Source organism: Candidatus Sarcina troglodytae (assembly GCF_015708635.1).
Taxonomy (GTDB): Bacteria; Bacillota; Clostridia; order Clostridiales; family Clostridiaceae; genus Sarcina; species Sarcina ventriculi.
This window is the reverse complement of sequence record NZ_CP051754.1, coordinates 230534-244709: the sequence shown is the minus strand read 5'-3', so window position 1 is coordinate 244709 and position 14176 is coordinate 230534. Positions and strand designations below refer to the sequence as shown.

At 26.0% G+C, this 14176-nt stretch carries 6 protein-coding genes and 1 riboswitch; of the genes, 1 reads left to right on the top strand and 5 read right to left on the bottom strand.

What is annotated here, in order from left to right:
* Positions 1-1021: 1021 nt before the first annotated feature.
* The 4 genes from ribH to ribD all read right to left on the bottom strand — a co-directional run bounded on the left by ribH (position 1022) and on the right by ribD (position 4634).
* On the bottom strand, positions 1022-1486 hold the full coding sequence (gene ribH, locus HH195_RS01085; protein ID WP_055259798.1) for a 6,7-dimethyl-8-ribityllumazine synthase: 465 nt from the start codon (positions 1484-1486) through the stop codon (positions 1022-1024).
* Between the two features lie 67 nt (positions 1487-1553).
* Complete coding sequence (locus tag HH195_RS01080; protein WP_196371264.1) at positions 1554-2753, bottom strand: bifunctional 3,4-dihydroxy-2-butanone-4-phosphate synthase/GTP cyclohydrolase II; 1200 nt, start codon at positions 2751-2753, stop codon at positions 1554-1556.
* Positions 2754-2812: 59 nt separating this feature from the next.
* Entirely contained in the window at positions 2813-3460 is a 648-nt protein-coding gene (locus HH195_RS01075) for a riboflavin synthase (protein ID WP_196371263.1), read from the bottom strand.
* A gap of 88 nt (positions 3461-3548) precedes the next feature.
* Positions 3549-4634: a bifunctional diaminohydroxyphosphoribosylaminopyrimidine deaminase/5-amino-6-(5-phosphoribosylamino)uracil reductase RibD gene (gene ribD, locus HH195_RS01070; protein WP_196371262.1), complete on the bottom strand. Its 1086-nt coding sequence runs from the start codon at positions 4632-4634 to the stop codon at positions 3549-3551.
* Positions 4635-4907: 273 nt separating this feature from the next.
* Positions 4908-5024: riboswitch (FMN riboswitch) on the bottom strand.
* 225 nt (positions 5025-5249) lie between these two features.
* On the opposite strand from ribD, the gene HH195_RS01065 reads away from it, so the two are divergent.
* Positions 5250-5684 carry a zinc ribbon domain-containing protein gene (locus HH195_RS01065; RefSeq protein ID WP_196371261.1) on the top strand — a complete coding sequence of 145 codons (435 nt, stop codon included), beginning with the start codon at positions 5250-5252 and terminating at the stop codon, positions 5682-5684.
* Positions 5685-5772: 88 nt separating this feature from the next.
* On the opposite strand, the gene HH195_RS01060 is transcribed toward HH195_RS01065, so the two are convergent.
* Entirely contained in the window at positions 5773-13965 is an 8193-nt protein-coding gene (locus HH195_RS01060; RefSeq protein ID WP_196371260.1) for a glycoside hydrolase family 94 protein, read from the bottom strand.
* Positions 13966-14176: the final 211 nt, after the last annotated feature.

The window sequence follows — 14176 nt, the reverse complement described above, 5'->3', positions numbered from 1 at the left end:
TACTTATATAATTTATTTTTATTTGCTACAATTAAATTTAAAACATAAACATAATTTAAATCCGTCAACAAACCACAATCAAATAATTATAAATCATGTTTATGAATTAAGAGCGGTATAACTATTTATAATTTCTATTTTTTATGTACTTTATAATTATTATTATAGTTATGACTATTAATATATAATTATTCCATATAATTATATATTTTCATAATGCCTAAATTATTATTCATATTTTTAAATAAAAACATTTTTTCTTTTATTATCCATATATAAAACCTAATTATTTATTATTAATTCCAATTTAATAACAAAATCTGTTTTTAATAATTGTAAGCAACTGTTAACATATGTACTTAATATTTTTTAAACTTATTATTTACGCTAACTTATTTATAATAATACTTTATTATCATAAACACAAGACGCAAATAATACATTTAAATTTGTCTTTGTTTATAATTATATATTATTTTTTTTATCATATCAACTTGTTTTTACATAATTCGACTTATTTTTTTGAATTTTTTAATATAAACTTTTATTTAATAAACTTTTTTACATATATATCATTTATTTTTACCACTTATATCCTCATGTCTATTATAACAATTGTTTAAATCAAACACCTTTATTCATCTAAATTATAAAAAACATTTAATAAGATATATATATTCTATTAAAAATTCTTTTTTTTTTCAATAAACTTATATACTACTAAACAAATAGTATTTATAAAAAAATCTATTATTATTTAATAGATTAAGCTTAAAATTTCTATTTATTTATTAATGTTTATCTAAATTACACCAAAAAAATATTTATTTATGAAAAATTTTCTTGAATTTTGTTCCAATAACAGTTTCTAATTATATAATAATATAAAAAAATATTCAATAATTACTTAATTAGCTAAAAATGTTGTTTTATAATTTTTAATATCTAGATTTTTTATAAATATACATATGTTAAGGTTATTTTAATATTATTAAAACAACCTTAATCATTATATATTTTATTATTTAAAATTTTTTATTAAATTAGCCATTTCTATTGCTGATACTGCTGCATCATACCCCTTATTTCCACTTTTTGTTCCCGCTCTTTCTATTGCTTGTTCTATACTATTAGTTGTAAGCACACCAAATATTACAGGCATTTGAGTATCAAGTGAAATATTGGCAATTCCTTTTGATACTTCTGCACAAACATAATCAAAATGTGGTGTTGAACCTTTTATAACAGCTCCTAAGCAAATAACTGCATCATATTTATTACTCATTACCATCTTCTTTGCAATTAGAGGTATTTCAAAAGCTCCCGGTACATAAGCACAATCTATATTTTCATCCAAAACCCCATGTCTTTTTAATCCATCCAAAGCACCATCTACAAGTTTAGATACTATAAACTCATTAAACCTAGACGCCACAATACCTATTTTAAAACCATCTGCAATTAAATTTCCTTCTATTAAATTCATTTTTATTCCTCCTCAAAACTATGCTATATATTTTTTTAATGCTATAAACAATTCATTTCTATATAAATTAATAGTGTAATATATGTCCCATTTTTTCTTTTTTTGTTTTCAAATAAAATTCATTAATTTCGTTATAATTCATTTCAATGGGAACTCTTTCAACTATTTTTATGTCATATTTTGATAATCCTGAAATCTTTTCAGGATTATTAGTCATAAGCCTCACCTTATTAACTCCTAAATCCTTAAGTATTTCTGCTGCTATATCATAATTTCTCATATCAGGTGGAAAACCTAATGCTATATTCGCTTCCACTGTGTCCATTCCTTTATCTTGAAGTTCATAAGCCCTTAACTTATTTATTAACCCAATTCCTCTTCCTTCTTGCCTCATATATAGAAGAACTCCTCTTCCTTCTTTTGCTATTTGTTTCATAGCAGCAGCATATTGTTCCCCACAATCACATCTTTTAGAACCTAAAGCATCTCCAGTTAAACACTCTGAATGCACTCTTGTTAAAACTGCTTCATCTCCCTTAATATCACCTTTTACTAAAGCTACATGATGTTCTCCATTTAACTTATTTACAAATCCAAATATCCTAAAATCTCCATACTTTGTTGGCATTTTAGTTTCTACAACTCTCTCAATAAAAGCTTCCTTTTTTCTCCTATATTCAACTAAATCTGCTATCGTAATTACTTTTAAGTTATGCTTTTCTCCAAATTTTAAAAGCTCATCAGTTCTTGCCATTGTTCCATCATCACTCATTATTTCACATATAACTCCAACTCCCTTAAATCCAGCTAATTTAGCTAAATCAGTTGCAGCCTCTGTATGACCACTTCTATTTAAAACACCACCCTCTCTAGCTATTAATGGAAATACATGTCCTGGTCTTCTAAAATCATCATTCTTTGACTTTTCATCTAAAACTTTTTTTATTGTATAAGCTCTTTCAAATGCAGATATTCCAGTCTGTGTATCAACATGATCAATAGATACTGTAAATGCAGTTTCATGGTTATCTGTATTATTTAAAACCATTGCATTAAATTCTAATTTTTTTGCTATACCCTCTTCAATAGGCATACATATAAGTCCTCTTCCGAATTTAGCCATAAAATTTATAGAATCTGAAGTTACTTTTTCAGCAGCCATTAACAAATCTCCCTCATTCTCCCTATCTTCATCATCTATTACAATAATCATTTTGCCTTCTTTTATATCTAAAATTGCTTCATCAATACTGCTAAATCTATTCATAATATTTCCTCCTAAATAATCTAACTAATTTTAATAATTTATAACTTAACTTTGCATATTTATAAAAATCCATTTTCTAATAAAAAATTTTTATCAATATCCTTTATTTCAGTTTTTTTATTAATATCAAGTAATTTTTCTACATATTTTGCTATTAAATCACACTCTAAGTTCACAAAAGATCCAATACCTTTTTTTAGAAGTATTGTTTCTTCTTCTGTATGTGGAATTATTGATACTTTAAAAATTTCATTATCTATATATGCAACTGTAAGACTAACTCCATCTACTGTTATTGATCCTTTAAAAATTATATATTTTAACAAATTAAAATCAGCACTTATGCTAATCCATACAGCATTGCCCTCCCTCTCAAAAGAAATTATTTTTCCAACTCCATCAATATGCCCGCTTACTATATGACCTCCCAATCTGCTATTAAAAGTTAACGCTCTTTCTAAATTAACCTCACTATCTATACTTAAATTTCCTAAATTACTCCTTTTTAAAGTTTCTGGCATCACATCTGCTTTAAAGCCATTCTCCAAAATTTTCACTACTGTTAAGCACACTCCATTTACCGCTATACTATCCCCTATTTTCGTTTTTTCCAACACTTTAGAACATTCTATATATAAACTTGATGATATATTTCCACTGTCTATACTTTGAACTTTCCCTATTTCCTCAACTATCCCAGTAAACATAAAATACCTCCTTATTAAATCTGCCATAAAACTAATTTTTAAATTTAGTTACTCAACTTTTCTTTCAGCTAAACAATTAAATCTCTCTTTATTTGAAATACCCTTCAATAAATATATCTTCATCTAAAACATCAACCCTTAAATTTTTAAGATTAAATGCTTCATTCAATTTATCAATTCCAACGCCTTCAACTGGAGTTTTAGCTAATTTTCCCCCGATTATTTTAGGTGCTATATATACCTGAACTTTATCAATAATTTTTTCATTAAGTGCTGAAAAATTTAATGTTCCTCCACCCTCTAATAAAATACTATCTATATTCATAGCACCTAATTTATTCATTAAATCATTAAGATTCACTCTTCTCTCTTTTTTATCAACAATTAAAACTTTAGCTCCCAAACTCTGAATATATTCTACCTTTTCCTTATTTGCAGAACATGTAGTTGCTATTATTGTTTTATCTCTATACTCATCAACTAAAACATTAGATTTTAGAGGGATTCTAAGTGTACTATCTACAATAATTCTTATAGGATTTTTACCATTTTCCATTCTACAAGTTAATTTTGGATTATCTTTTATCACAGTATCCACCCCAACCATTATTGCCGAAACCATATTCCTAGTTTTATGAACATGACTTCTTGACTCCTTCCCAGTTATCCATTTTGATTCACCATATTTCGTGCATATTTTTCCATCCAATGACATTGCACATTTCATAATGACAAAAGGCTTTTTACTTGTTATATACTTCATAAAAATTTCATTTACTCTTTTACACTCCTCTTCCAAAACTCCTACACTAACCTCGATGCCTGCATCTATTAGCTTTCTTACTCCATTTCCCGAAACCAAGGGATTAGGATCTAAAGTGCCTATTACAACCCTCTTTATTTTTTTTTCTATAATTTTTTCTACACAAGGTGGTGTTTTACCATAATGAGAGCAAGGTTCTAAAGTTACATACATAGTAGCTCCCTCCACATCTTCCATAGCATTTTTAAATGCATCTATTTCAGCATGATCTCCTCCATAACATTTATGAAAACCACTCGCCACTATTCTTTCATTTTTTACAATAATAGATCCTACCATTGGATTTGGATTAACTTTTCCTATTCCTTTTTTAGCATTTTCTAATGCTAAACTCATATAAAAGTTGTCCACATTAAGCACCTCCTAACTAAAAAAATAAAAGCCCTAAAGAAAAATCTTTAGGGCTCAAAATTATCATTTCTATAAATTTGATTGCATTTAAAAATATATAAATAAAATCCAAATTTCATGTTATATAAACATTCTATTCAAAAGATTTTAAAGCATAAATATGAATTTTAATACACTATAATTTATATTTAAAAATTAAAAAGCTCTGAAATAATATTATTTCAGAGCATAAATACAAATCAAACACACGCATCATCTAAACTAATGCTTTTTCATTTTCTTCTTTCATCCAGACTTTACTGTCGGCTTTGGAATCTCACCAAATCTGCCTTAATTAGGCTCGCGGGCTTTACCGCCGGTAGGGAATTTCACCCTGCCCTGAAGACTTTTTATTAATTTTTATGTTTTTATTTTAACATATTCACATTTAAAAATAAATAACATTCATTAAAATTTAATATAAATATTTTTAATTTACTAATATTTATATATGTATGAGTTCATAAAAATATTAATAAACTTTAATATTTATTTAAAAATTCTTTTTTTATTCTCCTGTGAAATATTTTCCTAATATAATATAATATATATTAAATGAGATTAGGAGGAATTTTAATGAAAATTTTTTACGGTTCATATGGTTTTGATATACTATCTATCTTTTTGATGATATTAAGTTGTATATTAAGTCTTTTTAACATCACCTCTATTATAGGTTTAGCTATTTTTATTTTTGCCATATATAGAGCTTTTTCAAAAAAAACATATAAAAGAATAACTGAACTTAATAGATTCACTTTTATTGTTAACAATATATTATCTAAGTTTAATAAAAAACTCCCAGATACTCTTCCTAGATTAACTTTTAATAATATTCCTTCATTTTTTAATCAAATAAAATATGAAGTACAATATAAAATAACTAATTTCAAAAAATACAAAATTGTTAAATGCCCAAAATGCAAACAAAAATTAAGACTTCCTCGTGGAAAAGGTGCTATAATTGTTACTTGCAAATCTTGTTCACATAAATTTAACCTAAGAACTTAATGTCATTTTAATATTTTTTAATGATTGTTGATTTTAGATAAGCTAAACTATTTTTTTACTTTACTAAAATCAACATATTTTTTTATTCTTAAACTTTTCTATAAACCTCTATATTTGCTACACCTAAATTTCTTGGTATTAAATCACCTTTTATTTCTTCTCCATTTATAAGTATTTTATTTTCATCAAATTTCACCACTTTTATTTTATAATTTTCTTTTTCATTATTTATTTCTAATTCAAAATCTCCCAATGAATCTAACACTAGAGGATTTATTTTATATCCTTCATTTTTATAAGTCTTAAATCCTAAAAGCCATTCAAGTCCAACTTTATACATCCAACCTGCTGTTCCAGTATACCAACTCCATCCCCCACGTCCTCCATGAGGTTCTCTCATATAAACGTCAGCTGCCATAACATATGGCTCTAGTTTATATTTCTCACAGTCATCTTTGTTCTTTGTATGATTTATTGGATTTATCATATTAAAATATTTTAATGCTTTCTCACCCATCCCAAGTTTTGCAAAAGCTAAAACGACCCAAGTTGCAGCATGTGTATATTGCCCTCCATTTTCTCTAACTCCAGCTACATATCCTTTAATATAACCTGGCTCCTCTTTTTTAGACTTTTCAAATGGTGGAGATAGCAATTTTATTATATTTAAATTATCATCAATTAAATATTTTTCAACAAAACTCATAGCCTTTTTAGCCCTTTCTAAATCTCCAGCATGAGATATTACTGACCAACTTTGTGCTAATGAATCTATTTTACAATCAATATTTTCCTTTGAACCAAGTGGAGTTCCATCATCAAAGTAAGCCCTTCTATACCAACTACCGTCCCAAGCATTTTTCTCTAAATGTTCCCTTATAAACTCTTTCATTTTTAAATATTTTTCTTTATGCTCAACATCATTCATATAAGTACAAATATCATCAAATCTTGAAAGTATATCATATATAAACCAACCAAGCCAAACACTTTCACCTTTTCCTTCATTGCCAACAGTACTCATACCATCGTTCCAATCTCCACTCCCCATAAGAGGAATATTGTGAATTCCAAATTTTAATGATTTTTCTATAGCTTTTATACAATGTTCATATATGCTTCCCATTTTTGATGATTGATTAACTATTGTATATCTTTCATCTTCACCAGATTTTAAAGGTTCATCTTCTAAATAAGGAGATACTTCATTTAAAATCGTATAATCTCCAGTAAAGTTTATATATTCGGCAGTAACATATGGAAGCCACAAAAGGTCATCTGAAAATCTAGTTCTTATACCACTATTTATTATAGGATGCCACCAATGCTGAACATCCCCTTCTATATACTGTCTTGACGCACTTTTTAAAATTTGCTCTTTAGTTATATTAGGCTTTATAAGACCGATAGACATAGAATCTTGAAGTTGATCTCTAAATCCATAGGCTCCTCCTGATTGATAAAAAGCTGTTCTCGCCATATATCTACAACTATAATTTTGATATAAAAGCCACCCATTTAATAAATAATCCATAGATTTATTTGATGTTTTAACCTGTATAGCACCTAAAAATTTTTTCCAATAAGCTTTAATATCCTCTAAAGCTTCATCCACATTGTTCATGTTAGAATATTTATTTATTTTATTTTCTATATCCTCTAAAACCTCTTCTTCACCTAAAAGTACTACAAGCTCTTTTCTCTCTCCTGCATTAAGTTTTATTTTACTTTGGATCACTAAACAAGAATCTAAAACACTTCCGAAAACTCCCTTTAAATTTTTTTCTCTTAATGCTTTAGGGGCTTTTAATCCTTTGTCAAATCCTAAGAAATCACTCCTATCACAAGTAAAGTTCAAACTATCTCCACCTAATATAGTTGCATAAGCTTTTAACTTTCCAAAGTATTCAGAATATCTATTTTCTCCAAATATATAATTGTCTTTTTTATAAGTTGTAATATATTTTTTAGTATTAAAGTTTAACACGCCTAAAACAAGCTGTGCATAGAAAAATACCGATATTTCTCTGTCTCTATTTGATGTATTTTCTAAAACTATCTTTTCAATTTTAACTTTTTCATCTTTTGGACAAAACAAAGTCATCTCAGATTTTATTTCCAAAGCTTTATGATTAAATATTGAATATCCAAACCCATGTCTTATTAAATATTCACCATTATCTCGAACTGGTTCTGGTGATATTGAGAAATATTTTCCGGATTCATCATCTCTAATATATAATGCCTCTCCTAAAGTATCTTTTATATAATCATTACTCCAAGGCGTTATTTTATTTTCTCTGCTATTTTCACACCATGTATGACTAGAACCACTTTCTGAAACATTAAATCCAAAATTATTGTTTGCTATTACATTTATCCATGGAGCAGGAGTATTTTTGTTATTATCTAAATATATAACATAACTTGAATCCTTCTTATCAAATCCGCCATATCCATTAAAAAAATCTAGTTCTGATGTTATATCATATATTTTTTCTTCTGTCATATTTTCATTTAAATCATTTATGTTTTCAGGGAAATCATACTTCATATCCTCTACAATATCATCTGATGTTATTTGTGTTAATATAGTTTCTCTTTCTTTATTTATATAAAAAGACGCTATTCCTAATAAAAAGTCGTGAATATCTTCTCCCATAGTTGATTTATTATAAAGAAATACTCCACCTTGTTTATTTATTACATCTTCTAAATATAGATTATTTATACTATTTAGTATTTCTTTTTGAAGAGGTTGATCATAACTTATTTTTTCATTATTATAAATTATTAAATCTGTTTTTAATCCTTTGCTTCTCCAATACTTATGCATTTTAATCATAGCTATTGCAAGATTCATCTCCTCATTATTTTGAATATCTACCATAGCTATTTTTAAATCTCCAGATATTCCATAAGCCCATAAATCTTTTTGAAATTTATTTATATTTTTTATATATTTCTCATAACTTTTCATATTATAATTTAAAAACAACATATATGATGCTAGTACTTGATATATATTAGCCTGTTCTGAACTTATATTAAAAGACTTTAATTCAATCTGCATAGATTTATTGTACATATTAAACGAACTCTCTAGCCTCGAAACCTCACTATATTCCTTAACAAGTTTTATTACATCTTCCTTCGACGAAGCTACACCAGTTATAAAATAAATCTGCTTTTTAACATCTTTAAGTAAGCTAATATTTGTTCGTATACTTAATATAGGATCTAATACTGTTCCCAATGTGTTAGACAATGATTTATTACTTTCAAAAACACTAGGACAATCCAAATCTTTATTTCTTCCTATAAAATTTAATCTAGCAGTTTCATAACTTACATCGAATAAATCACTTCCTATTAATTTATGAAATATATAAGAAACTTTATCATTTTTAGTCCTTGGTTTTCTTTTTCCAATTAAAACTTTATGTTCTTTATCATATTCTGTTTCTATAAAAAGATTTGAAAATCCAGGGTGAGCAGTATCTGCATCAAAAGTCGTTAAAACAACTTCCATATAACTTGTTATTTCTAAAGTTTTATCAATCTCTCCAATATTTTTTAACGTTACTTTTCTTATATCTAAATCATCCTCTGGAGCTACTACAACCTCCATTGAAGTTTCAACATCTTTATATTTACTGTTAAATAAAGCCTTATCAACAGAAAAACTAACATCATAGTTTTCTTTATTTTTCCTACAAGGTTCATAAGTTGTGCTCCAATAACTATTATCTTTTAAATCCCTTATATAAATAAAAAATCCACTATTATCTAAAGTGTTATCACCTTTCCATCTATATAAAAGTTCTTCATTTTTTTTAGAATAACCACTTCCAGTCAAAGTTAACATAGTTGAAAATGTTCCATTTGAAAGCAATAAAACCTCTGGATTTTTTCTTAAAATATTTTTATATACTCTTGGTACTAGTTCCTTGATATTGATATTTTTCTTATCTTCAATTTGTTCTAAATTTCTTTCAAAAGTTATAAAACTAGGGATTTTTTCCTTTAAAATAACTTCAGTTGCTTTAATTGAAGGAATACTATGAAATATTTTTTGTATGTTATTATCATTTAAAACATTGTCTAAAGCTAATAAAGACATTCCCAAGTGATGAACCATATAACATCTAACATTCCTGCCTTTTCTCTTTATATTAGTTATCCTATCTTTATTACTTTTAGAAATTATATTATCATCTAATATTTTATTTATCCTGTTTGGTGTAAAATCTATGGCTTCTATAAATCCATACTTACCTAGTGCACCATATTTTTCTAATAATCTTAAATTTTTAATTGACTCTGTTGGGGTCATTGTGAGTGTCATTATGCTTGAATAAGGGGATACTACAAGTTCATTTTCTAACCCTCTTTTCAATCCAATCCCTGGGACACCAAAAGCTCTATATTGATAATTCTCTGATGCATCAAACTCATAAAAAGCTGATTCTGATATTCCCCAAGGTACCCTTTTCTTTTTACCAAATGCAATTTGAGCCTTTATAACAGATTTATAAGTCAAATCTAAAAGAGTTCCTGAATAATTTTTCATTATTAAATTTGGCATAAAATATTCAAACATAGTTCCACTCCATGAAACTAAACTCTTTCCCCTAAATGCATTTGTCATAGCTCTTCCAAGCTTAAACCAATGGCTATAATCAACTTCATTTCTTGATATTGCTAAAAATGATGCTATTCTAGATTCCGAAGCTAAAAGATCATAATGAGATTCTCCTAATGAATTATTTTCCAAATTATAACCTATTGAAAAAAGCTCTCTATCTTTATCATATAATATTTTAAAATTCATTTTATTGCATATTTCATCTATATCATTTATTAATTTCTTTACCCGAACTTCTATATCTTTTATATCTATTGGATTTTCTAAACAGTTCAATTTATAGGTAATCTCATTCTCTAATTTTTCTATCCAATAAACATTTTCTTCTCCTTTACAATACTCTCTTTTATTTTTAATATTTTGCAATTCTTCATTTAATACATTTATAAAGTCAGTTTCATTTAAAAGAACTTTATTTATGTTTAGTTCTTCTCCCAAAATAGAATAAGTATCTTTAATAGCAAAGATTTGTTTTTTTGTGAATATAGTATTTTTTTTATAATCATTAAGCACCTCTTTTACAATTAAAAGACAAGCCAATAAATTTCCACTATCAACTGTTGAGATATATCTAGGATATAGTGGTTTTCTTGTTTTTGTATCATACCAATTTAAAAAATGCCCATTATATGTTTCTAATAACAACATACTACTTATTATTTTTTCTATTCTAGATAACGCATCTTCAAAAACTATATATCCTAAATCTAATGCTACTACATTTGATATAAGCCCCATTCCAATATTAGTTGGTGACGTTCTATAAGCTATTCCTTTAAAAGGCAATTCTTGATAATTATCTGGAGCTAAATAATTGTTTTCTTCATTTATAAAATCATCATAATATGCCCAAATTCTTCTACTTAATTGTCTTAAATATTTTTTGTCATTCTCTTCTAAATCAACTTTATCACAAACTATTTTTTTACTAATATTCCATGCTATAAGTGGAGCTAAAATCCAAAGAATTGATAGAGCATAAGTTATTAAAAATATTGCTAATCCTCCTTTAAAAGCAATAATCATAAAAATTATTCCACATACAGTTGAAAACCACATCTTTGAATAATAATAATTTAATGTACCTTTTACAGCTTTATCTGCTTCATCAGATGTTTCCCATTCTAACATATGCTTTTTAGATATAAAGACTCTATATAAAGTTTTTATTATTGCACAAACCATAGTATATGCTTGATACGGAATAAAACTTATAATTAAAAGCACTTGCTTAAAACTTTTAATTGTTCCTATTAACTTATTTTTAGGGGTTACAACAAAGTCAGTTATATTAAATAGTAAAGGAATCATAACTGCTAAGAATAGTATAAAAATTAATTCAATTTTAAAATCTAAAAAATATAAAATAACCCCATATCCAAACAAAATCCACGGTGCAATTATACTTCTCCTTAAATTATCAAATATTTTCCATTTTGATAAATGAGAAATATCGATGTTAAAAAGCCAAGGTATAAGCTGCCAATCTCCTCTTACCCATCTTTTTAATCTTTTTATACTACCTATATACGTTGTTGGATAATCATCTATAAATTCACTATTAGTTACAAGAGCACATTTAGCATAACATCCCTCTAACAAATCATGACTTAAAACCTTATTATTAGGTATATTTTTCTCTACAACCTCATAAAAAACATCAATATCTATAATACCTTTTCCTGTAAATATTCCTTCCGCAAAAAGGTCTTCGTAGGTATCAGAATAAGCTATGGAATACCCATCAACTCCTCCTTCTCCACCAAAAATCTTTGCAAATTTACTAGCATTAGCACTTTCTAGAGATATTGACACTTTAGGCTGCATAATTCCATATCCTCTCTCAACCCTACCATTTTTAATAATAGCTTTATTTAACGGATGAACCATTGCACCTATTAATTTTTTTATATTATTTCTAGGAACAAAAGTATCTGTATCTAAGGTTATTATATATCTTGCATCTCTTAAGTTTTCAATTGAAGTGCTTATAAGATTGAATGTATGATTTTTATCTTTCTTTAAAAGATTAATAAACTCTACTATTTTTCCTCTCTTTCTTTCTCTTCCCATAAATATATTTTCTTTAGGGTTGTAAGTTCTTTTTCTATTTAAAAAGAAAAACTTACATTCTTCTTCAAAATTATATTTCTTATTCAAATTCTCTATATTTTTTAGAGCAAAAATGTTTAATATGCTATCCTCATCTCTATTTTCCGTAACAGAATCCTTAAAATCTGCAAGTATAGCAAAATAAACATTACTAACTTTATTAGCTAAATATATAATCTCTAATTTTTCTACTAAATTTAAAATATCATTTTTAGAAGATATAATAGTAGGGATTATAACTATAGTTTTATTATTATTTTCTAAATCATTTATATACATCTTAGGCACGTGTCTTATATCCACATGTTTACACACATATCTATTTATTATTGATACTATTATTTCACTGCAAGGTATTAAAAGAATTATTGCCGCTACTAAATATTTATATATCTCAAAAGATTCTCCTAAAAGATAAATTATAAATAAAACTATAAAATCTATTAAAAGTGTTCCAAAAATATTTATACTTAAAAATTTTGAATATGAATAAATATTTTTAAGATTAAGTTTTAATTCTTCCCCCAATTCTTCAATACCATTATCTACCAAATAATACCCCACATGCTTTTTATATTCACAATTGATAACATTATTTCTCCTTGATAAATCAATTGCTTTTGTTGCAATATCAATTTCATTTATCCCATATTTCTTAGATATTTTCTCTATTTTATGACGGTAATAATCTTTAGATTTAAAATCCATTTTTTCATATGCCAAAGCTGGGTCTTGCATAAGTATTTTCTCAACCATTGAAGTATTTTGAAAAAAATTTCTCCAATTTATACTGTCTATTTGTCGAAATGATATTATAGATGCTCCAATTTCCTCTTCTAATGATGCCTCTAAAAAATTAATATTTTCTCCGTTTTCTTTATGTTTAAATTCTTCTCTTATTATTTCATTTATTTCATTATTTTGAGTTAAATTATATTTTATAGCATTATTTAATGACTGCAAAAATATAAATGATTTATTTTTTATTTGTTCTTTTAAATCATTTAATTTGTTATAATTTTCATCTAATAATTCTAAAGTACGAGCTAAATCTTCCCCTTCTTTTTTATCTTTTTGCATATCTTTTAAACTATCAGTAAACTTTGATAAATTTATTATTAAGCTTGCTCTAAGCATTAAAGGAAATGCCCATAGTTCACCCATTGTTAACATTTCATTCTCATTTTTTATAAAATTTATACAATCTATTTCTGTAATTTTTCCTCTATGACTTTTAACCATTTTCATAGCTAAATTAAATATTCTAGGAGAAACTTTTTTATCAATATCTTCTAAAATCAAATTATTAAAATATTGAATAGGCATATTGAGTTTAACAACTTTATACTCTTTTTCAATAAGATAAATATTATCAAGAAGCCATTGCCCACCCCCTATAATTTCTTCTTTTTCATTAGATAATTTTTTTATGTAGCTATGAGTATCTTTTATTTTAATTAAACTATCTTTTAATTCTTTTAAAATATTTTTTCTACTAGACACTAAATTACTTTTACTCACTACTGTTCTCCTTTACAAAATTCTTCCTTAAAATAGTTTTTACCAAAAAACAAAAAATAATACTAATATTCATTAATTTTTAAAAATTTAAACATATTTATGTACATTTTTTGAAATAATAAAATTTATTTAATGTAAACAAATCCATATCTTGACCAATTTAATTATTAATTTTATAATCAACTTAAATCCAAATTGGATTTAAGTTTGT

What these genes read in the sequence shown, in the direction of transcription:
- ribH (WP_055259798.1), bottom strand. Translation starts at nt 1,486, where the DNA reads ATGAATTTAATAGAAGGAAATTTAATTGCAGATGGTTTTAAAATAGGT.
- HH195_RS01080 (WP_196371264.1), bottom strand. Translation starts at nt 2,753, where the DNA reads ATGAATAGATTTAGCAGTATTGATGAAGCAATTTTAGATATAAAAGAA.
- HH195_RS01075 (WP_196371263.1), bottom strand. Translation starts at nt 3,460, where the DNA reads ATGTTTACTGGGATAGTTGAGGAAATAGGGAAAGTTCAAAGTATAGAC.
- HH195_RS01065 (WP_196371261.1), top strand. Translation starts at nt 5,250, where the DNA reads ATGAAAATTTTTTACGGTTCATATGGTTTTGATATACTATCTATCTTT.